Here is a 19,893-nt window from a genome sequence, read left to right as displayed (position 1 = left end):
TCAAGGCCCAGCACGACCTGCTGATGGCCAACTTCTTCGCCCAGACCCAGGCCCTCGCCTTCGGCAAGACCCCGGACGAGGTACGCGCCGAGGGGGTACCGGAGGAGCTGGTCCCGCACAAGACCTTCCGCGGCAACCACCCCACCACGACCGTCCTGGCCGCCGAACTGACCCCCTCCGTCCTCGGCCAGCTCATCGCGCTCTACGAGCACAAGGTCTTCGTGCAGGGCGCGATCTGGAACATCGACTCCTTCGACCAGTGGGGCGTCGAACTCGGCAAGGTGCTCGCCAAGCGCGTCGAACCCGCCCTCACCGAGGGCGCGGACGTGCCCGGCCTCGATCCGTCCACGGCCGCGCTGGTGGCCGCCTACCGTGAACTGAAGGAAGTGCACTGACATGCAGATCGGTCTTGTTGGTCTCGGCAAGATGGGCGGCAACATGCGCGAGCGGCTGCGCAACGCCGGCCACACCGTCGTCGGATACGACACCAACCCCGAGCGGGCCGACGTCGACAGCCTGGTCGAGCTCGTCGACCGGCTGGAGCGGCCGCGCGCGGTCTGGGTGATGGTGCCGGCCGGCGGCGCCACCCAGCACGTCATCGACCAGCTGGCGACGCTGCTCAAGCCCGGCGACACCGTCATCGACGGCGGCAACTCCCGCTGGACGGACGACGAGCGGCACGCCGAGGACCTCGGCAAGCGCGGCATCAACTTCGTCGACGCCGGTGTGTCCGGCGGCGTGTGGGGTTTGCAGAACGGCTACGCCCTGATGGTGGGCGGCGACAAGGAGACCGTCGAAGACCTCAAGCCGGTCTTCGACGCGCTCAAGCCGGACGGCCCCTACGGCTACGTCCACGCGGGCCGGGTCGGTGCCGGGCACTTCGCCAAGATGGTCCACAACGGCATCGAGTACGCCATGATGCAGGCCTACGCCGAGGGCTGGGAGCTGCTGGAGAAGGTCGACTCCGTGGACAACGTCCGCGAGGTCTTCCGCTCCTGGCAGGAGGGCACCGTCATCCGCTCCTGGCTCCTGGACCTGGCCGTCAACGCCCTCGACGAGGACCACCACCTGGAGAAGCTGCGCGGGTACGCGGAGGACTCCGGCGAGGGCCGCTGGACCGTGGAGGCGGCCATCGACAACTCCGTGCCGCTGCCCGCGATCACGGCCTCCCTCTTCGCCCGGTTCGCGTCCCGGCAGGAGGACTCGCCGCAGATGAAGATGGTCGCCGCGCTGCGCAACCAGTTCGGCGGCCACGCCGTGGAGTCGGCCAAGAAGTAGCCGCCCGGCAACGGCCGCCCTGGAAGTGGGCGGTCCGGAAAGCGCGTTGACGTGATCGGCCGGTTCGGGTCAGAGTCCCTCCCTGATGGAGATCAACGACCTGACACCGGCCGAGTCGCGTCTTTGGCGGGCGTTCGCCTCGGGCACCGACGTGGACTTCCGCACCGCGGGCTCCTCCGCCGCGGGCTCCTCCGCCTCGAACTCCTCCGCCGCGAACTTGGACGACCCCGCCGTGGGCGGCACCTGGGGTCCGGAGCGGACCGTGCGCGCGAGCGTGCTGCGGTCCCTGCTCCTGGACGGCCCCCGGGAGGACGGCCGGGTGGCGGCGCTCAGCCTGGCCGGCGCGCGCGTCACCGGACGGTTGGACCTGCAGTACGCGACGGTCGACCACCCCGTGCGGCTGCGGCACTGCCACTTCGAGGAGGCACCGAGGTTCTACGGGGCCCGGCTGCGCGAGCTGAACCTGAGCGAGTCCGTACTGCCCGGGCTGATCTCGCACGCGGTCCGGGTGGAGGGCGTACTGCGGCTGACCCGGGCCCGGTTCAGCGATACGGTGCGGCTCGCGGGGGCGGAGGTCACCGGCAGCCTGTACCTGGAAAGCACCCGCATCGAGACGCCGAACACCGAGTGGCCGGTGCTCCAGCTGAACCAGGCGGTGCTGGGCGCCGACCTGTGGGCGCCGGGGCTGCGCGCGGCCGGCGAGGTCCGGCTCACCGGCGCCCGGGTGGCCGGCACCATCAACCTCAACGACTCGGTGCTGGACCGGCCGGGCGGCAGCGCCGTCCAGGCCGAGACGCTCGCCGCCGAGGCCGACGTGCTGCTGCGCCGCGCGGACGTCCGGGGCCGGCTGGAACTGCGCGGTGCCCGGATACCCGGCCGGCTGGACCTGTCGCACGCCCGGCTGGCCAACGCCGGGAACACCGCGCTGCGCGCCAGCAGTTGCGTGATCGGCGAACTCTGGCTGCGCGAGGGCCCGGCGGTGCAGGGGGCGCTCAATCTGCGCCGCGCCCAGGTGGACGTGCTGTTCCTGCAGCCGGAGGTGGTGCCGGACTGGGTCCAGCTCAACGACCTCACGTACACGTCGCTCATCCCGCACGAACCCGCCGAGCGACGGCTGCCGATGCTGGAGAAGGGTGACAGCTACCTCCCCTTCACCTACGAGCAGTTGACCGCCGCCTACCGGCGCATCGGTGACGACGACGCGGCCCGCATCGTGCAGCTCGCCAAGCAGCGGCGGCGCCGGCGCACCCTGCCCTGGTACGGCCGTCTGTGGGGGCACCTGCAGGACATCGCGGTCGGCTACGGCTTCCGTCCGCTGCGCGCGGGCGGCTGGCTGCTGTCGCTGCTGGCGGTCGGCTCGGTCGCGTACGGGCTGCACCATCCGCCCGCGCTCAAGCCGGCGGAGGCCCCCGGCTTCGACCCGGTCTTCTACACGCTCGACCTGCTGCTGCCGGTGATCTCCTTCGGCCAGGAGAACGCCTTCGCGCCCGAGGGCTGGTACCAGACGCTGTCCTACGTGCTGATCGTCACGGGCTGGATCCTGGCCACGACGGTGATCACCGGCCTGACCCGCACGGTCAGCCGCCAGTGATCCGCCGCGCCGCGGATCAGTCCCCGGGCACGGCGGCGTCCAGGAGCGGGCCGAGTTCGCGGGCGACGGTCGTCAGGGCCCGCACATCGCGTTCGGCCCGGGCGATGAGGATCGCTCCTTCGAGGGAGCTGATCATGACCGTGGCCAGCGGTTCGGACCGCGCCTCGGGCACGCCCATGCCGACGAGCGCCGCCGCGACCGGCCGCGTCCAGGCGGCGAAGGCGTCGGCGGCCGCCTTCCGCGTGGTCTCGGAGCTCTCGGCGCAGTCCACCGTCGCCGCCGCCACGGGACAGCCCGCGGCGAAGCCGGACGCCTCGTACTCGTCGGTCCACTGCCGCACCATCGCGGTGAACAGCCCGCTCGGCGCCGGACGGTCCATGCCCCGCAGGAAGCGTGCGACGCGGTCGGCGGCGTACCGCCCCGCCCACTGGAGGGCCTCACCGACAAGCTGTTCCTTGCCGCCCGGGAAGTAGTGCTGGAGCGACCCCCGGGGCGCACCGGCGTGGGCGGCGACGTCCCGCATGCCCGTGGCCTCCACACCGTCCCGCCGGATGAGCTGGGCGGCACTGAAGACCATCCGCTCCCGCGGCCCTCGCCCGGACGCCGTCATCGCCGCTCCCTCGCCGTACCGTCACGTGCCGTGCCCGTGCCCGTGCCCGTGCCCGTGCCCGTGCCCGTGCCCGTGCCGACTCTATGACGGCTGTCATGATGCGGGCTACTATGACGGCTGTCATATCCCCTGTTTCCTTCCTTGTTCCCTTTCCCTGCTCCCTTTCCCTCGCCTTCTCCCGCGCCATTCGGCTTCCGGCTTCCCTCCCCATTCGGCTTCCGGCGCGTCCGCACGCGGGCGGGCGGCTCTCGTACGGACGGTGTGTCATGCGGCTCGTCGGCTTCATCGGTCTCGGCATCATGGGTCAGCCGATGGCACTGCGCCTGGCCCGCGCGGGCACTCCCCTCGTGGTGCACAACCGCACCCCCTCCCGCGCCGCTCCGCTGCGCGCCGCCGGGGCCCGGGTGGCGGGCGGCCCCGCCGAGGTCTTCGACCGGGCGGACACCGTGATCCTCATGCTGGCCGACGGCCCGGCGATCGACGCCGTACTGGCCCGCGGCACCGCGGAGTTCGCCACCCGGGTCGCCCGGCACACCGTCGTCCACATGGGCACCACCTCCCCCGAGTACTCGCACGGTCTGGAGGCCGACATCCGGGCCGCGGGCGGGCGGTACGTGGAGGCGCCGGTGTCCGGTTCGCGGGTCCCGGCGGAGACCGGCGCACTGGTGGCGATGCTCGCCGGGGAGGAGAGCGCCGTGGCCCGGGTGCGTCCGGTGCTGGCCCCGCTGTGCCGGGACACCTTCTTCTGCGGTCCGGCGCCGAACGCGCTGCTGACCAAACTGGCCGTGAACCTCTTCCTGATCACCCTGGTCACCGGCCTGACCGAGGCGTTCCACTTCGCCGAACGACACGGCCTCGACCGGCGCCGGTTCCTCGACGTCCTCGACGCCGGCCCGATGGCCAGCGCCGTCTCCCGCATGAAGGCCCCCAAACTGCTGGACGGCGACTTCACGGCGCAGGCGGCGGCGTCGGACGTGCTGAAGAACAACCGCCTGATCGCCGAGGCGGCCCGCGCCACCGGCCTCGCCTCCCCCCTGCTCGACGCCTCGCACGCCCTGTTCGAGGAGACGGTGTCCCTGGGGCACGGGGGCGAGGACATGGTGGCGGTGCTCCGTGCGTTGGAGGCGCGCACCGCGGAACTCGACCGATCGTGAGTTCCGAGATGGACCGCGCGGGGTATGCCGGACCCGTCAGTCGAACGATCAAGGAGAACGATGGCGATGCCACCCCTGCGGCAGGAGGTCGAGGCGGGCGCGGCCGGGCTGGACCCCGGGGCGCTTGACCGGCTCGACCTGCACTTCGCCCGGCAGGTCGAGGAGGGTCGGCTGCCCGGGTTCCTGGTGGCCCTCGCGCGGGGCGGACGCGTCGCCCATCTGACGGTGCACGGGCTGCGGGACGTCGCGGCCGGGCTCCCGGTGACGGCGGACACGCTGTGGCGGATCTACTCCATGACCAAGCCGGTCACGTCCGTGGCCGTGCTGACCCTGGTGGCGGAGGGCCGGCTGTCGCTGGACGACCCGGTGGACCGGTACCTGCCGGCCTTCGCCGAGCCACGGGTGTACGTCGAAGGGACCGGCGAGGAGGTCGTCACCCGGCCGGCCAACGGCCCGGTGCGGGTCCGGCACCTGATGACCCACACCGCGGGGCTGACCTTCGGCTTCTACCACACCCACCCCGTCGACGCGCTGTACCGGGCGGCCGGGCTGGAGTCCTCGGTCCTGCCTGGCGCGGACCTGGCCGAGACGGTCGAGCTGTACGCGAGCCTGCCCCTGCAGTTCGAACCGGGCACCGAGTGGAACTACTCGGTGGCCAGCAACGTGCTGGGGCGGCTGGTCGAGGTGGTGTCCGGGCAGCCCCTCGACGTGTTCTGCGCCGAGCGGATCTTCGGGCCGCTGGGCATGACGGACACCGGGTTCCACGTCACCGACGCGCAGGCAGACCGCCTGGCCGAGCTGTACGGCGAGACGGAGGACGGCGGCATCGCCCCCGTCCCCGGGCTGCCGCTGCGGGGCCGGCCGCGGTTCCTGTCCGGCAGCGGCGGCCTGGTCTCGTCCGCGTACGACGTGCACCGCTTCGCGGAACTGCTGCGGCGCCGCGGCGAACTCGACGGGGTCCGGCTGCTCGCCCCGGCGACGGTCGACCTCATGACCCGCAACCACCTCCCGGGCGGCGCCGACCTGCGGTCCTTCGGCAGCCGCCCGGCACACGACGAACCCGGCAACGACGGCGTCGGCTTCGGACTCGGCGTCTCCGTTGTGACCGACCCCGGCCGCACGCGGTCGCCCTCCGGGCCGGGCACGTACGGCTGGAGCGGAGTGGCGACGACCACCTTCTGGGTCGACCCGGGCCGTGATCTGACGGTGCAGTTCATGACCCAGGTGCGGCCGAGGTCCTCACACACGGTCTACCCGGACCTGAAGCGGCTCGTGCACGACGCCCTCGTGGACTGATCCGGCCCCGCCCCGGCGGAGCCCGGCCCCCGGCACGGTCAGGACGACAGGTGCGCCACGGCGTCCAGATGGGGCAGGTGGTGGTCGAGCCGTTCCCGCTTGGTGCGCAGGTAGGTGATGTTGGACTCGCACGGCGGTATCAGCAGCGGCACCTGCTCGGCGACCTGGATGCCGTGCCGCACCAACGCCTCCCGCTTGCGCGGGTTGTTGGACATGAGCCGCACGGACCGCACCCCGAGGTCGTCGAGGATCCGGGCGGCGACGCCGTAGTCCCGGGCGTCCACGGGCAGACCGAGGGCGAGGTTCGCCTCCACCGTGTCCAGGCCCTCCGCCTGCAACGCCATCGCGCGCAGCTTGGCCAGCAGACCGATGCCGCGCCCCTCGTGGCCGCGCAGATAGACCACCACCCCGCTGCCCGCGTCGGCCACCTGCCGCAGCGCGGAGGCCAGTTGGGCGCCGCACTCGCAGTGCTGGGAGCCGAGGGCGTCGCCGGTCAGGCACTCCGAGTGGAGCCGGGTGAGCACGCCTTCGGCTCCCGGGTCGCCGTGGACCAGGGCCACTTGCTCGTCACCGCGTTCGTGGTCGAAATACCCGAAGGCCCGGAATTCCCCGTACACGGTGGGAAGCGGTGTGACCACGACGCGTTCCACGTCCGTGCGTTGCGGCCGTTTCGGCCGCTGTGACCGCTGCGATGCCTTCTTGCCGAGTACACCGATTTTTTCTGTCATGATTCTCGCGTTCCTCAACAGGTTGCTCAACCGAGATGAAAGGCCGTGCGGGAATGGATGTTTCACTGGTGCCGACGGACACGAGCGACAACGTGCGCGAACGCGGTTCCAAGGTCGCGGTGCTGCCGGTCGGGAGTTACGAACAGCACGGCCCCCACCTGCCGCTGGCGACCGACACGCTCGTCGCCTGCGCCGTCGCCCGGGAGATGGCCGCCGCGTACCCGGTGCACCTGCTGCCGCCGGTGACGATCGGGTGCTCGCACGAGCACGCGGACTGGCCGGGGACCGTCAGCATCTCCGCCGTGACCCTGCACGCGGTGGTACGGGACATAGCGGACTCCCTGCGCCGCTCCGGTGTCGAGTCCCTGGTCGTGGTCAACGGACACGGCGGCAACTACGTCCTGGGCAACGTCGTCCAGGAATCCTCGGCACGCGGTGAGCGGATGGCGCTGTTCCCGGCCGCGGAGGACTGGGAGGCGGCGCGGCAGCGGGCGGGGGTGGTCACCTCGCTGCTCACCGACATGCATGCGGGGGAAATCGAGACCTCCATTCTTCTGCACGCGCACCCCGAATTGGTCCGGCCCGGTTACGAGGCCGCCGATTTCGTCGCGGACGACCGGCGTCATCTGCTCTCCCTCGGTATGTCCGCCTATACCGCTTCCGGTGTCATCGGGCGCCCTTCACTGGGATCGGCGGAAAAGGGGAAGGAACTGCTGGCGGGCCTCGCGGATTCCTTCGCGGATTGTTTCGCACTGCTGGCGGCGGAGACGGTCGCCGTGTCCGACGAGGCGCCCGCGTAGCGCACGGCGCGCCGGCGGGCGACGAGGAGGACGGCGCCGGGCAGGCTCGCCACGAGGCTGAGCACGCCGTACACCACCGCCACGCCGAGCCCGGTGCCCGCGCCGAGCCCCGCCGCGCCGAACGCCCAGGCGGTGACGCCCTCCCGGGGCCCCCAGCCGCCGACGTTCAGCGGCAGCCCCATGGCGAGCAGCGCGAGCACGGCCAGCGGGGTGAGCGCGGCGACGGAGGCCGCGCTGCCGGCGACCCGGGCGGCGAGCACGAACATCGTCAGGTGCCCGGCGAGTACGACGACGGAGGAGAGGGCGACGCCCGGCAGGTTGCGCCGGGACAGCAGCCCGGCCCGTGCCTCGCCGAGGGCCGCCCGCAGGGCCCGCGCCCGGCGTACGGGCGTCCGGTTCATGCTCAGGGCGAGGGTCACGGCGAGCGCGCCGAGCAGGGCCAGCGCCGCGGGCGGTGCGATCCGCCGGGCCTCGGCGAGCACCGGGGAGGGCATGGTGAGCAGTACGGCGACCCCGACACCGGTCAACGCGAGCTGTCCGGCGGCCCGTTCGAGGACGACGGTGCGCACACCGCGTCCCAGGTCCCCGGCGCTCCGCCCGTGCCGCACGGCGCGGTGCACGTCACCGACGACGCCGCCGGGCAGGGCCGCGTTCAGGAAAAGGGCGCGGTAGTAGTCGGCGACGGCCGTCGCGAGCGGCAGACTGATGCGCAGCCCCCGGGCCACCAGGGCCCAGCGCCAGGCGCTGAACACCGTCGTGATCAGCCCGATCCCCAGTGCCGCCAGCACCGTGGGCCCGTCGATCCGGCGCAGCCCGTCCAGGAGGGCACCGGTCCCCAGCCGCCACAGGACCACGCCGAGGACGGCGGTGCCGGCGAGCGTGCCGAGGTGGGCGCGCAGGGCGCGGCGGCGGCGTGGTGGCGGGGCGCCGACGGAGGTGTCCGGTCGGGGCGGCATCGGCAGGTCCCTCGCCGGTGCGGTCGGGGCGGTTGGTGCCGCCGGTACGGCCGGTGGCGCCGGTGCGGTCGGTGTGGTCGGCAGCGTCGGTGCGCTCACGGGGCCCCGCCCGTCGGCCGGCACAGCGCCAGCAGGTCGGTGTGGTGGACGACGACGCGCAACTCCCCGGCCGCGCAGGCCGCGAGGCGCTCGTCCAGGTACCGGTCGGCCCGCTCCCGCAGTACCGGGCGCTGTTCGACTGCCGCGCCGACCCAGCCCCGTAGCCACTGTGCGGTCAGTTCGGCCTCGTCGGGGCCGAGCCGCCAGGGGCTGGGGTGCGCCCGTACGGTGGCGCCGTGCCCGGCGAAGGCATCGGCCGCCGCGTCGACCGCGTCAGGACCCAGCATGCCGGTACGCCGCTGGTGGGCGTTGAACGCCTCGGTGATCTCGGCGTCCAGCGGGTGCGCCGGGGTGAGGTCGACCCGCCCGGCGACGGAGAGGGTCAGCAGCGCAGGACAGCCCGCCGCGGCACAGGCGGCGGCGAGGGTGCCGACCTCCTCGGTGGTGAGGACGTCAAGCAGCGCGGACGCCGTCACCAGCGCGGCCCCGGTCAGGGCGTCCGGGGTGAGGCGGGCGAGGGCCCCGCGCCGCGTCTCGACGGTGACCCGGCTGCCGTCGGCGGCGGTGCGCGGAGCGGCTACGGCCGCAAAGTGCAGGAGGTAGGGGTCCCGGTCGTGCAGCACCCAGTGCTGGGCGCCGTCGAGCAGCGGGGCGAGCCAGCGCCCCATCGACCCGGTGCCGCAACCCACGTCGTGCACCACCAGTCCGTCCGCCCGCCCCGGCAGGTTGGCGAGCCTGATCCGCAACGGATCGAGCAGGTCCCGCGCCCGCGCGGCGGCGTCCGCGGGCTCCCGCAGCCGCAGCCACTCGGGCGCGTAGCGCGGAGGGTCGTCGGACCGCACACTCACCGATGCTGCCTCGCGGAGCCGGACGGTACCCCTGTCGACGCCGGTCCGCCCCTGGCGTCCGGCGCCCGCTGCGGGGGCCCATGACCCGTTGCCGTCGCCGTGCGCGTCGCCGTCGCCGTGCGCGTCGGCGAAAGACCGTCCGCGCCCGTCACCAACCGCCTCGTCGAAGGACCCTTCACCACCATGGCTGCCCAGCGCCTCGCCGAAGGATCCTTCGCTGCCGCGACCAAGGGCCCCGGCCGAGGGCCGCCCGGAAGGGGCCGGTGTCCGGTGGGCGGCGTCGTCCGAGCATCGCGTCGCGGGGCGGGCGGGGCTGCCTTCGGGTCCGTCGGGGCGCCGGTCCGTCCAGTCCTCGCCCGGACCGGGCTGGGCCGGGAGGGTGCCTCGGGTCGGTGCGGGGGACTTCCTCGTGGTCATGCCGCCCTCCTCGGTTCACCCGGCAGCCCGCGCAGTACGCCGGCCAGGCTCTGGGCCGTGCTCGCCCAGCCGTTCAGGGCGGCGCGGCGACCGCGGGCGGCTGCCTTCAGCCGACGTCGTACGTCCGCCTCGCCGAACCAGCCGCGCAGCTCCGCGGCGAGGGCGCCGGGATCCTCCGGCGGGACGAGGATGCCGGGCACCCCGCCGTCGGGGGCGCGTCCGACCGCTTCGGGGAGGCCGCCGACGTCGGTGGCCAGCACGGGGATGCCACGAGCGAGGGCCTCGGTCACCGCCATGCCGTACGTCTCGGCGTACGAGGTGAGCACCATCAGGTCGGCCGAGGCGTAGACGGCGTCCAGCTCGGCGCCGGCCCGCGGTCCGGCGAGCACCAGCCGCTCCTCCAGACCGTGCCGCGCGATCAGCGACCGCAGCCGCTCGACGTACTCCGTGTCCTGTCCGAGCCCGCCGACACACACGCAGCTCCACGGCAGGTCGGCCACGGCCGCCAGCGCCTCCACCAGCCGGTGCTGGCCCTTGCGCGGGGTGACCGCGGCGACGCACACCAGCCGGGAGACTCCGTCGGTGCCGGGCGCCAGGGGCGCGATGTCGGCACCGGGGGCGGCGACGTGGACGCGGCCGGGGTCGAGGCCGTGGTGGGAGACGAGGCGCCGCACCGCCCAGTCGCTGGTGGCGACGACGGCCGGCACGGCACGCAGCACCGTGCGCTCGCGGGCGTCCAGGTCGGCCGCCACGGCGGGGTCGAGGCCGGTCTCGTCGCCGAGCGGGAGGTGGACGAGGACGGCCATGCGCAGCCGCTCGGCCTCCGGGACGACGACCTCCGGCACCCCGCAGGCGACCAGGCCGTCGAGGAGGACGACGGCGCCGTCCGGCAACCGCCGCAGGACGCGCGCGAGTTCGGCGCGGGCGGCCTCGTCCGGCCGGGGCCAGTCGCCGGGCACGGGCAGCCCCCGCACCCGCCAGCCGAAGCCGGGGAGGTCGAGCCGCACCCGCCGGTCGTAGGCGTTGCCGCCGCTGGGCGCGGCCGGGTCGTCGACGCCGCCCGGCATGACGAAGTGCACGGACCGCAGGGACATGGGGACGATCCCCCCGTTCCTCGGGGCCGAGGCGGGGACGTCCCCGGACAGCTGTGCGGGGACGTGGGCGAGCCTGGCCCGTCCGGCAAAGGCGCCGGTCGTCGCCTCCACCGACGTGCCGGTCACAGCGCACGCTCGTAACTCGCCCAGGCGACGTGCGACTCGTGCAGCGTGACGGTGAGCCCGGCCAGGCCCCTGGCCCCCTCGCCGAGGGCGCCCTTGTGCACGCGCTCGGCGAGCCGGTCGGCGACGACCTTGGCGAGGAACTCCGTGGAGGTGTTGACGCCGGCGAAGTCGGGTTCGTTGTCGAGGTTGCGGTAGTTCAGGGCGCCGACGACGGCACCCAGCTCCTGGGTGGCCAGGCCGATGTCGACGACGATGTTGTCCTCGTCCAGCTGCTCGCGCCGGAACGTGGCGTCCACCAGGAACGTCGCTCCGTGCAGTCGTTGCGCGGGCCCGAACACGTCGCCGCGGAAGCTGTGGGCGATCATGATGTGATCGCGGACGGTGATGCTGAACAACGGACGACCCTCCAGGTGTGGCACGTCTGGTCCCCCGCCGGTCGCTGCGCGGGGTGCCGTCTATTACGGCTGGGTGCCTTCCCCCGTTCAGTCGGTCATACGTCTTTCCTCAAGGTCAGGCAGCACTGCGGGCGCCCGTGCCGGCGTCCTCCCCGTCGTACCGGATCCGGTGGCACAGTGCGGGGATCTCGCCGGAGGCCAACCGGGGCATCAGGTCCGGCAGTTCGGCGAACGCGGACTCCCCGGTGACGAGTGCGTCCAGGGCCGGGTCGGCGAGCAGTTCGAGGGCGAGGGCGAGCCGGTCGGCGTAGGTGCGGGTCGCGGCGCGGGCCGGGGAGACGGTGCCGACCTGGCTGCCGCGCAGGGTCAGGCGCCGGGAGTGGAAGGCCTCACCGAGTGGCAGGGCGACGCGCCGGTCGCCGTACCAGCTCAGTTCGACGACGGTGCCCTCGGGCCGCAGCAGCTCCAGTGACCGGGCGAGTCCCGCCTCCGTCGCGCTGGCGTGCACGACGATATCGCGGTCGCCTGCGGCCTCGCCCGGGGAGGCGAAACCGGCGCCGAGCGCCTCGGCGACCTCCGCGCGGGCCGGGTCGGTGTCGACCAACTCGACGCGGACGCCGGGGAATCGGGCGAGCAGCGCGGCGACCGAGCAGCCGACCATGCCGCCGCCGACCACGGTGACCCGGTCGCCGACCAGCGGTGCCGCGTCCCACAGGGCGTTGACGGCGGTCTCGACGGTGCCGGCCAGCACGGCCCGCGCGGCGGGGACCTCCGCGGGCACGGGCGTGACGGCGGCGGCCGGGACGACGTACCGCGTCTGGTGCGGATGGAGGCAGAACACGGTGCGCCCGACGAGACGCTCCGGCCCCTCCTCCACCACACCCACGTTGAGGTAGCCGTACTTCACCGGCCCGGGGAAGTCGCCCTCCTGGAACGGCGCGCGCATGGCCGTGTACTGGTTCTCGGGCACCCGGCCACCGAAGACGAGGGTCTCGGTGCCACGGCTGACCCCGCTGAAGAGGGAGCGTACGAGCACCTCGTCCGCGTCCGGTGCCGGCAGCCCCACCTCGCGGATCGCGCCCCGCCCCGGCGCTTCGAGCCAGAAGGCACGTGCCATGCGTGTCATCGGAAGTCCTCCTGAACGATCGGGAAGCCACTCACGTACCGAGGGATGCACAAGCCGCGCACAAGGTAGCGGCGTTGATCGACTCTGTCACACGGCCGGAGGATGTTCGGTGGCCCTGATCAACCTGAACCACACGGACGACGCGTACGACACGGACGACGCGTACGACACGGACGACGTGTACGACACGTACGACGCCTGTCCCGCGAGGTCCGTTCAGCAGGAGACGGCGGTGGGGGCGGGCGCGCAGCTCCTGCTCCTGGCGCTGCTGGGCACCGCGATCGGCATGGGCACGGCCGGCTGGCTGACCGGCCTGGCGTTCGCGTTCGCGAGCTGGGCGGTGCTCTCCCGGGCCCTGCACCGCTCCCGGCTGCCGGTGTTCGGCCCGGCCAACCGGGTCACCCTCGGCCGGGCCACCCTGGTCGGCGCGGTCACCGCACTGGTCGCCGACTCCTTCCGCGACGCGCCGCCCGTCTCCCTCCTCGTCGGCCTCACCGCCGTGGCCCTGGTCCTGGACGGGGTGGACGGCAAGGTCGCCCGCCGCACCGGCACGAGCACACCGCTGGGCGCCCGTTTCGACATGGAGGTCGACGCGTTCCTCATCCTGGTGCTCAGCGTGTACGTCGCGATGGACCTGGGCCCGTGGGTGCTGCTGATCGGAGCCATGCGGTACGTGTTCGTGGCGGCGGCCCGGGTGTGCCCGTGGCTGACCGCCCCGCTGCCGCCGAGCACGGCCCGCAAGACGGTGGCCGCGCTGCAGGGTGTCCTGCTGCTCCTGGCGGGAGCTGATCTCCTGCCGCGCGCGGCGAACGCAGGGGTCGTGGCGATGGCTCTCGGCCTGCTGGTGTGGTCGTTCGGAAGGGACGTGCGGTGGCTGTGGCGCCGCTCGCGGGTTCCGGCGACGCCCGCCACGGCGGTGCGGGAACTCCTCGCCCGCTGAGTCCGCGCGGCTCTTCGCGCGCCGTACCGGCGGGCCCGCCTAGGCCGCCGCGCCGACCGGTCCCGAGGAACGCGCCGAGATCAGCCCGCCGATCAGGACGGTGCGGCGACGGGTGAAGAGACGGGGCAACGAGACCATGACGGCGTTCAGCCGACCCGACTGCACGCTCGGCCGCCGTCCCCGGTCCAGGGCGCGCATCGCGGTCGCGACCACCTGCTCGGGGGTCTGGTAGCTGCCCTGGTAGGCACCGCCCTCCAGACCGTCGAAGAACTCGGTGCGGGTGAGTCCGGGGGCGAGCGAGAGAACCCGCAGTCCGGTGCCGCGGGACTCGTACCACAGGGCCTCGGTGAAGCTGAGCACGAAGGCCTTGCAGGCGGCGTAGACCGCCATCCCGGGGCTGGGCGCGTAGGCCGCCGCGCTCGCGACGTTGACGAGGACGCCCCGGCCGGAGTCGCGGAGCGGCTCGATGAACGCCCGGGTGAGGTCGACGAGGTTGGCCACGTCCACGTTGATCTCGTCGGTGAGACGGTCGGGGTCCTCGCGGTGGAAGGCGCCGTTGGTGCCGAACCCGGCGTTGTTGACCAGGCCGTCGACGCGGATGCCCCGCCCGGCCAGGTCGGCGGCCAGCCGGTGCCCCGCCCCCGGCTCGCTCAGGTCGAGCGGCACCGCCGTGGCCCGTACGCCGTGTCGTGCCCGCAGTTCGGAGGCGAGGTCCGTCAGGCGGTCGAGCCGTCGTGCGACGAGGACGACGTCGGAGCCGCGGCGGGCGAGTTCGCGGGCGAACGCGGCGCCGATGCCGGAGCTGGCACCGGTGACGACCGTGGTCTGACCGGAGAAGTCGATTGCTCTCATGCCCTGCACTGTAGGCAGTATCTTGCACTCAGTGCAAGTGGTGCATTCGATGCATCTACTGCTCGCGATGCAGGACAATGCGCCAGGTGAACCCATACGCGCACCGTGCACAGCTATAGGCTGAGTGCATGGCCGACACCCCCACGCTTCGAGAGCGCGCGCGCCGCGCCGCGCGCGCGGAGATCACCGCCACCGCCATGCAGCTCTTCGCGGAGAACGGCTTCGAGGCGACGACCATCGACCAGATCACCAGTGCCGTGGGCATCTCGCGCCGCTCCTTCTTCCACTACTTCGGCAGCAAGGAGGACCTCGTCCTCGGCGACACCGAGGCGCTGGGCGAGTCGGTACGGGCCGCGCTGGAGGCCCGCCCGGACGACGAGTCGGCCTGGACGGCCGTCCGGGCGGCCTTCCTGACCATCCGTCCGGCGGACAAGACCCCGGAGGAGCAGCTCACCCTCGCCCGCATCCACCACGAGTCGCCGTCCGTGCGCGCCCGGCACCTGGAGAAGCACCTGCGCTGGCAGGAGCTGCTCGCCCCGGACGTACAGCGCCGCCTGGGTCTGCCCCCGACGACGACCCCGGACCCCCGGGCGCTGGCCTTCGTCGCCGCGGCCCTGGCCTGCTTCGACGCGGCCGTCGACGCCTGGTACCGCTCCGGCGGCGCCGAGGACCCCGAGCGCGTCTTCGACGAGGCGGTGGAGACGTTGCGCCGCTAGGTCCCGTCCGGCGCGTCCCCGGACGGGGACGGAGACGGGGACGCGGTTGAGGCCGGGGTGGTGGCCCGGGAGGTTCGGTGCGGCCGCCCGGGCAGCGTCCCCACCGCAATGAGCGGTACGGCGGCCAGCACCAGCCACGGCACCGCGACCGGCAGCCCCGTGTCCAGCAGCAGGCCGGTCGCCGAGCTGCCGGCCAGCACGACGATCCCGGAGACCGAGGACAGCGCCCCGGTGTACAGCCCGAGCCGCCCGTCCTCGGCGAGGTCCGGCACCCAGGCGCGGGCGACGGGCGCGACGAGCATCTGCCCGAGGGTGAGCAGGACGACGAACCCGGCGGCGGGCACCAGCCCACCCGTCCCCGTCCACCCCGCGGGCCGCGCAAGACCGACCACGGCGAACCCGACGGCGATGAGCACCAGGCCCGCCACCATCGACCGGCGCGGCGCCAGCCGCTCCCCCGCCCACCGGGTCACCGGCAACTGCGCGGTCACCACCAGCAGCGACGACAGGGCGAACAGCCAGGCCAGCGGCGCCTGTGAACCGGCGGCCCGCTCCACCTCGGCGGGCAGGGCGAGGTAGAGCTGGTTGTAGGCGAGGAGGTAGGCACCGTAGGCGCAGCACAGGGCGAGGAAGCGCCGGTTGCGCAGTACCAGCCGGGCCCCGCCCTTCATCCGGACCTGGGGCCGGCCCGGGATGCGCTGCGGCAGCAGCCACGCGTGCCCGCCGAGGACCAGCACGAAGACCCCGGCCCCGGCGAGGCAGGCCGTACGGAAGTCGACGGCGAGCAGCAGCGCCCCCAGCAGCGGCCCGACGAAGGCACCGGCCTGCCCGGCGACGGTGAAGAGCGCGAGCACCCGCGTCCGGTCCCCGCCCCCTGCTTCCTCCCACACGACGGCCTGCCGGGCGACCTCCGACTCGACGGCCGGCGAGAAGAGCGCGGCGGCGAACCCGATCAGCAGTACGGCACCGACCACGGCCCAGGTCCGCTCGGCGAACCCGAGCCAGGCGAACCCGGCGATCCGCAGCACGCACCCGGCGAGCACGACGGGCCGGATGCCGTACCGGTCGGCGAGCGCCCCGCCGACCACGAACAGCCCCTGCTGGCTGAAGGTCCGCAGCCCGAGCACGAACCCGACCAGCCACCCTGCCATGCCGACGGACTGCCCCAGGTGCTCGGAGAGGAAGGGCAGCACGGCGAAGAAGCCGACGTTGAAGGCGAGTTGGGTGAGGACGAGCAGCCTGAGCAAGGGGGAGAGCCCGGTGGGCGGGACGGCACGACGGCCGAGCCCCCGCCCGGACCGCCCCTTGGAGGCGGAGTCGGAGGCGGAGTTCGAGTCGGGGGCGGGGGCGGGGGCGGAGGCGGAGTTCGAGGCTGAGTCGGATGCGGAGTACGAGGCGGGGGCGGGGGCGGAGGCGGAGTCCGAGGCTGAGTCGGTGGTCATGTCAGCGGACTCCGGCCGGTTCCTGCTCCGTCCCGGCGACGGACCGCCGCTCGGGCCCGGCCGCCGCCTCGGTCGTGCCGGGGGACGGTTTCGCGGGCCGTCGGCGCAGTCCGCCCGCCGCGCTGACGGCCAGCGCGCCGAGCAGGGCGAGTACGGCGGCGGGGGCGAGGACGGCCCAGGGGGCGCGCTCGGCGTAGGGCTGGTTCTCGGCGAGGAGCAGGCCCCACTCGGGGGACGGCGGCTGGGCGCCAAGGCCGAGGAAGCCGAGCGAGGCGAGCGCGAGGGCGACACCGGGCAGCCGCAGCAGGGCGTGCCGCAGGACCGGCGGAACCACGGCGGGCAACAGCTCGTACCGCAGCAGATGGACCCGCCCGGCGCCCAGCCCCTTGGTGGCGGTGATGTGCAGCGTGGCGCGCTCCTGCCGCAGCAGGGAGGAGGTGTGCGCGGCGAGCGGCGCCCAGGCTACGGCGCCCACGGCGAGCGCGGGGGTGGCCGCACCGCTCCCGGCGACGGCGGTGACGAGCAGCGCGACGAGCACCGGCGGCACGGCGTTGACCGTGTCGACGAGCGGAGCGGAGATCCGCGGCACGAGCCCGAGCAGTACGCCCGCCAGCAGGGCGGCGGCGCTGATGGCGGCGGCGAGGAGCAGCGTGTCCAGGGCCCCGTGGCCGACGCGGGCGAGCAGGTCGCGTCCGAGGGCGTCGGTGCCGAAGGGGTGGTCGAGGGAGGGCGCCCGCAGCCGCTGCCCGGTGTCGAGGGCGAGCGGATCACGGGCCAGCCCGAGCCCGACCACGGCGAGCAGGACGAGGCCGTAGAGCAGCGGCAGCAGGCCCCCGGCGGGCGGGGCGGGCCGGTGCAGCGAGGACAGGGCGCCGTCGCGCAGCGCGGGCCCGGTGAGCAGCCGGGCGGCGACGCGCGTGGCGCCGGTGGCGAGGGCGGCGAGCAGGACGAGGGCGAGGGTCCCGGCCTGGAGGACGGGCAGGTCCTGCGCGAGGGCGGCCTGAAGGGTGGTGCGGCCAAGCCCCGGGATGTCGAAGACCTGCTCGACGGCGACGGCCCCGCCCGTCAGCCCGACGACGAACAGCCCGAGGTTGGGCAGCAGCGCGGGCACGCACCGCCGCAGGGCCTGGCGGGCGATGGACCGCCCGGTCAGCCCACGGGCCGCGGCGGCCAGCGCCCACGGCTCACCGAAGGCGCCGGGCAGCAGATCGTCGAGCAGCCGCCCCAGCACGGCGCCCGCGGGCAGCCCGAGGGCGAGCGCGGGCAGCACGGTCCACTGCGGCCCGTACCACCCGAGCGCGGGCAGCCACCCCAGTTGCACCCCGACGACGGTGGCGAGTACGGAGGCGACGAGGAACTCGGGCAGCGAGGCGAGGACGGCGGACGCGCTCCCGCCGCCGCGCCGCCCGCCGAGCCGCCGCCGGGCCCCCAGCCGCAGGGTCCGTGCGCAGATCAGCCCGGCGGTGAGAACGGCGACGAGCAGCGCGACCGCCATGAGCAGCAGCGAGGCACCGAGCGCTCGGAGCACGTCGGGCAGTACGTCACCGCCGGAGATCCACGACTGCCCGGCGTCCCCGCGCACCAGCCCGCCCAGCCAGCCGGTGAGGACGTGCAGGGGTCCGCCGTCGATGCCGAGCTGCCGCCGGATGTCGGCGAGCACCTCCGGCGTGGGCTCCCGCTCCGCGGACCGCGCCTTGAGGACGGTGTACGCGGGGTCGGTGCTGGTGAGCCAGGGCAGCAGCCCGACCCCGCACACCAGCCCGACCGCGAGGAATGTCCGCCACCCGGCGCCGGCCACCCGCTGCCACACGGTTCAGCGCCGGGTGCCGGTGCCGACGAGGGTGCGCTCGTACGGGTCGAGGATCACACCCTGCACGGAGTCGGCGACGCCGGTGATGATGCGCTGGTGCACGAGCGGCACGACGGCGTCGCTGCCGAGGATGCGGGCCTCGGCGGCCATGGCCGCGTCCTGCCGCTTCGCGGTGTCGGCGATCTTCTCGGCGTCGGCGACGGCACGGTCGACGTCCTTGTCGCAGAGCTGGGCGATGTTGAAGCCGCCGCCGCAGGTGTAGTCGCTGGCGAGGACGGCGACGGGGTCACCGGTGTCGAGGAGGGTGTTGCGGGCGAGCACGAAGGCGTCGAACTTCCCGTCGAGGGCGTCGCCTTCGAGCCGCGAGTACTCCCGCACGGTGAGCTTGACGGTGAACCCGGCCTTCTCCAGCTGCTGCTTGACCACCTGGGCGACCTCGGGCAGCTCGGGCCGGTTGTCGTAGGTGGCGAGGTGGACGGTGGCACCGCCGGCCTTCTTGGCCGCCGCCCGCCCGACGGGCGCGGTCCGCTTCCCTTCCGCCCAGGTGACGGCGGGACCGTAAACGCCGGCGGCCGGGTCGGCGTACCCCTCGTACACGTCCTCGGCGAAGACCGAGGTGTCGAGCGCGCCCCGAGCGGCGGCGCGCAGGCCGGCGTCCTCGAAGGTCCCGGACGAGGCGTTGAGCAGCAGGCTGGTGGTCCGGGTGGTGGCGGTGTCGCGCCGGGTCTTCTTGTCCAGGGAGGCCGCCTGGGCGACGGGCACGGCCTCGGCGATGTCGAGTTCGCCGGTCCGCAGGGCGTTGGCGCGTGCGGTGCCGTCGGCGATGAAGCGGGCGTCGATGCCGGATGCCTGGGCGCGGCCGCCCCAGTAGTCGTCGAACCGGTCGAGGGAGGCGGAGGTGGCGCCGTTGACCTCGGTCAGCTCGAAGGGCCCGGTGGCGTGACCGACGGGGTCGACACGACTGCCCTTCCCGTAGGCACCCTTGGACAGGATCGCGAGACTGGGGCTGGAGAGCCGCAACGGCAGCACGGGGTCGGGTTCGGCGGTGGTGATCCGGACCACGCGGTCACCGCTCGCCTCGGCGCGGAGGTCGACACCGGCGAGGGCGGCGGGCGCGGGCTCGGCGTCGGTGGCGTGCGCGAGGGACTCGGCCACGGCGGCGGGGGTCACTTCGCCCCCGTCCTGGAAGGTGGCGTCGCGGAGGCTGAACTCCCAGGTCTTGTCCCCGTCCCGCCGCCAGGATTCGGCGAGCGCGGGCGCCGCGGACCCGTTGGCGTCCAGCGAGGTGAGTCCCTCGGTCACGCCGAGACGGCTGAGCAGCGTGGCGTCGGCGCCGTACGGGGACAACTTCTCGGCGGGCGGGAAGGCGAGGGCGACACGGAGACGGGCCCCGTCGCCGTCACCGTCCTTGCCGCCGGATCCGGAGTCGTCGCCGCCTCCGGATGCGAAGCAGCCGGCCATCAGCGGGACGAGCAGGAAGGGGGCGAGCAGCCGGGGGTGGCGGTGGAAGCGCATGGTCCTCGGATCGATCAGGTTCGGGACGGACACGTGGAGTTCGCGGGCAGGCGTGTGGCGGGCGGGCGCGCGGCAGCGCACGGGGAGCCTACATGGAAAC

The 19,893-nt window shown here is 74.0% G+C and carries 18 protein-coding genes and 1 pseudogene; 8 read left to right on the top strand and 11 right to left on the bottom strand.

The genetic code is table 11. The annotated features are described in order from the left end of the window. The 3 genes from IE258_RS19120 to IE258_RS19110 form a co-directional block, all read left to right on the top strand. A partial coding sequence (locus IE258_RS19120) for a phosphoglucose isomerase-related protein (RefSeq protein ID WP_506417435.1) occupies window positions 1-395 on the top strand: 395 nt, incomplete at its 5' end. Window position 396: 1 nt separating this feature from the next. Next, window positions 397-1,278, top strand: a complete 882-nt coding sequence (gene gnd / locus IE258_RS19115; protein ID WP_189745016.1) for a phosphogluconate dehydrogenase (NAD(+)-dependent, decarboxylating) — start codon at window positions 397-399, stop codon at window positions 1,276-1,278. Window positions 1,279-1,363: 85 nt separating this feature from the next. Beyond that, window positions 1,364-2,869 carry a membrane-associated oxidoreductase gene (locus IE258_RS19110; protein ID WP_189745014.1) on the top strand — a complete coding sequence of 502 codons (1,506 nt, stop codon included), beginning with the start codon at window positions 1,364-1,366 and terminating at the stop codon, window positions 2,867-2,869. A 16-nt stretch (window positions 2,870-2,885) separates the two neighbouring features. Here IE258_RS19110 and IE258_RS19105 read toward each other — a convergent pair whose 3' ends face one another. Continuing rightward, entirely contained in the window at window positions 2,886-3,479 is a 594-nt protein-coding gene (locus IE258_RS19105) for a TetR/AcrR family transcriptional regulator (RefSeq protein ID WP_189745012.1), read from the bottom strand. Window positions 3,480-3,745: 266 nt separating this feature from the next. Between IE258_RS19105 and IE258_RS19100 the strand changes: the two genes are divergently transcribed. Together IE258_RS19100 and IE258_RS19095 are read left to right on the top strand one after the other, a co-directional pair. After that, entirely contained in the window at window positions 3,746-4,633 is an 888-nt protein-coding gene (locus IE258_RS19100) for an NAD(P)-dependent oxidoreductase (RefSeq protein ID WP_189745011.1), read from the top strand. A gap of 66 nt (window positions 4,634-4,699) precedes the next feature. Next, the gene (locus IE258_RS19095) at window positions 4,700-5,929 is read left to right on the top strand and encodes a serine hydrolase domain-containing protein (protein WP_189745070.1); all 1,230 of its coding nucleotides are present in this window, start codon (window positions 4,700-4,702) and stop codon (window positions 5,927-5,929) included. Window positions 5,930-5,967: 38 nt separating this feature from the next. On the opposite strand, the gene ribA is transcribed toward IE258_RS19095, so the two are convergent. Continuing rightward, window positions 5,968-6,657, bottom strand: coding sequence for a GTP cyclohydrolase II (gene ribA, locus IE258_RS19090; RefSeq protein WP_189745009.1), 690 nt, complete (start codon window positions 6,655-6,657; stop codon window positions 5,968-5,970). A 53-nt stretch (window positions 6,658-6,710) separates the two neighbouring features. Here ribA and IE258_RS19085 point away from each other — a divergent pair. After that, a pseudogene (locus IE258_RS19085) lies at window positions 6,711-7,424 on the top strand (creatininase family protein); the annotation flags it as partial. Here the strand turns inward: IE258_RS19085 and IE258_RS41255 are convergent. The 5 genes from IE258_RS41255 to IE258_RS19065 all read right to left on the bottom strand — a co-directional run bounded on the left by IE258_RS41255 (window position 7,307) and on the right by IE258_RS19065 (window position 12,518). Next, window positions 7,307-8,413 (bottom strand): lysylphosphatidylglycerol synthase transmembrane domain-containing protein, encoded by a 1,107-nt coding sequence (locus IE258_RS41255; protein ID WP_229892215.1) that lies wholly within the window; start codon window positions 8,411-8,413, stop codon window positions 7,307-7,309. The pseudogene IE258_RS19085 and the gene IE258_RS41255 overlap by 118 nt on opposite strands. Window positions 8,414-8,508: 95 nt before the next feature. Further along, entirely contained in the window at window positions 8,509-9,555 is a 1,047-nt protein-coding gene (locus IE258_RS19080) for a hypothetical protein (protein ID WP_373309770.1), read from the bottom strand. A gap of 218 nt (window positions 9,556-9,773) precedes the next feature. Beyond that, on the bottom strand, window positions 9,774-10,997 hold the full coding sequence (locus tag IE258_RS19075; RefSeq protein WP_373309768.1) for a glycosyltransferase family 4 protein: 1,224 nt from the start codon (window positions 10,995-10,997) through the stop codon (window positions 9,774-9,776). Next, window positions 10,994-11,392, bottom strand: coding sequence for a 6-pyruvoyl trahydropterin synthase family protein (locus IE258_RS19070; RefSeq protein WP_087805854.1), 399 nt, complete (start codon window positions 11,390-11,392; stop codon window positions 10,994-10,996). The genes IE258_RS19075 and IE258_RS19070 overlap by 4 nt, the downstream gene beginning before the upstream one ends. Before the next feature lie 115 nt (window positions 11,393-11,507). Then, window positions 11,508-12,518, bottom strand: coding sequence for a zinc-dependent alcohol dehydrogenase (locus IE258_RS19065; protein ID WP_189745005.1), 1,011 nt, complete (start codon window positions 12,516-12,518; stop codon window positions 11,508-11,510). 109 nt (window positions 12,519-12,627) lie between these two features. On the opposite strand from IE258_RS19065, the gene IE258_RS19060 reads away from it, so the two are divergent. After that, window positions 12,628-13,458 (top strand): CDP-alcohol phosphatidyltransferase family protein, encoded by an 831-nt coding sequence (locus IE258_RS19060; RefSeq protein WP_373309767.1) that lies wholly within the window; start codon window positions 12,628-12,630, stop codon window positions 13,456-13,458. A 39-nt stretch (window positions 13,459-13,497) separates the two neighbouring features. Here the strand turns inward: IE258_RS19060 and IE258_RS19055 are convergent, their stop codons facing one another. Further along, complete coding sequence (locus tag IE258_RS19055; RefSeq protein ID WP_189745003.1) at window positions 13,498-14,310, bottom strand: SDR family NAD(P)-dependent oxidoreductase; 813 nt, start codon at window positions 14,308-14,310, stop codon at window positions 13,498-13,500. A gap of 128 nt (window positions 14,311-14,438) precedes the next feature. On the opposite strand from IE258_RS19055, the gene IE258_RS19050 reads away from it, so the two are divergent. Further along, complete coding sequence (locus IE258_RS19050; protein ID WP_189745001.1) at window positions 14,439-15,026, top strand: TetR/AcrR family transcriptional regulator; 588 nt, start codon at window positions 14,439-14,441, stop codon at window positions 15,024-15,026. Here IE258_RS19050 and IE258_RS19045 read toward each other — a convergent pair. Genes IE258_RS19045 through IE258_RS19035 form a run of 3 tightly spaced genes read right to left on the bottom strand, consistent with a single transcriptional unit; the run spans window position 15,023 to window position 19,793 of the window. Further along, complete coding sequence (locus tag IE258_RS19045) at window positions 15,023-16,468, bottom strand: MDR family MFS transporter (protein WP_229892213.1); 1,446 nt, start codon at window positions 16,466-16,468, stop codon at window positions 15,023-15,025. The genes IE258_RS19050 and IE258_RS19045 overlap by 4 nt on opposite strands. A 1-nt stretch (window position 16,469) precedes the next feature. Further along, the gene (locus tag IE258_RS19040) at window positions 16,470-18,266 is read right to left on the bottom strand and encodes an ABC transporter permease subunit (protein WP_229892212.1); all 1,797 of its coding nucleotides are present in this window, start codon (window positions 18,264-18,266) and stop codon (window positions 16,470-16,472) included. Window positions 18,267-18,281: 15 nt separating this feature from the next. Then, complete coding sequence (locus tag IE258_RS19035) at window positions 18,282-19,793, bottom strand: ABC transporter substrate-binding protein (RefSeq protein WP_189745065.1); 1,512 nt, start codon at window positions 19,791-19,793, stop codon at window positions 18,282-18,284. Between the last annotated feature and the right edge of the window lie 100 nt (window positions 19,794-19,893).

The sequence above is a fragment of the Streptomyces tendae genome (genome assembly GCF_014650435.1).
Classification (GTDB): domain Bacteria; phylum Actinomycetota; class Actinomycetes; order Streptomycetales; family Streptomycetaceae; genus Streptomyces; species Streptomyces tendae.
The sequence above is the reverse complement of the archived record's forward strand: the minus strand, read 5'-3'. Positions and strand labels throughout refer to the sequence as shown.

Coding starts and splice junctions, on each gene's coding strand:
- gnd (WP_189745016.1), top strand. CDS start 397: ATGCAGATCGGTCTTGTTGGTCTCGGCAAGATGGGCGGCAACATGCGC.
- IE258_RS19110 (WP_189745014.1), top strand. CDS start 1,364: ATGGAGATCAACGACCTGACACCGGCCGAGTCGCGTCTTTGGCGGGCG.
- IE258_RS19105 (WP_189745012.1), bottom strand. CDS start 3,479: ATGACGGCGTCCGGGCGAGGGCCGCGGGAGCGGATGGTCTTCAGTGCC.
- IE258_RS19100 (WP_189745011.1), top strand. CDS start 3,746: ATGCGGCTCGTCGGCTTCATCGGTCTCGGCATCATGGGTCAGCCGATG.
- IE258_RS19095 (WP_189745070.1), top strand. CDS start 4,700: ATGCCACCCCTGCGGCAGGAGGTCGAGGCGGGCGCGGCCGGGCTGGAC.
- ribA (WP_189745009.1), bottom strand. CDS start 6,657: ATGACAGAAAAAATCGGTGTACTCGGCAAGAAGGCATCGCAGCGGTCA.
- IE258_RS41255 (WP_229892215.1), bottom strand. CDS start 8,413: ATGCCGCCCCGACCGGACACCTCCGTCGGCGCCCCGCCACCACGCCGC.
- IE258_RS19065 (WP_189745005.1), bottom strand. CDS start 12,518: ATGACACGCATGGCACGTGCCTTCTGGCTCGAAGCGCCGGGGCGGGGC.
- IE258_RS19055 (WP_189745003.1), bottom strand. CDS start 14,310: ATGAGAGCAATCGACTTCTCCGGTCAGACCACGGTCGTCACCGGTGCC.
- IE258_RS19050 (WP_189745001.1), top strand. CDS start 14,439: ATGGCCGACACCCCCACGCTTCGAGAGCGCGCGCGCCGCGCCGCGCGC.
- IE258_RS19045 (WP_229892213.1), bottom strand. CDS start 16,468: ATGACCACCGACTCAGCCTCGGACTCCGCCTCCGCCCCCGCCCCCGCC.
- IE258_RS19035 (WP_189745065.1), bottom strand. CDS start 19,793: ATGCGCTTCCACCGCCACCCCCGGCTGCTCGCCCCCTTCCTGCTCGTC.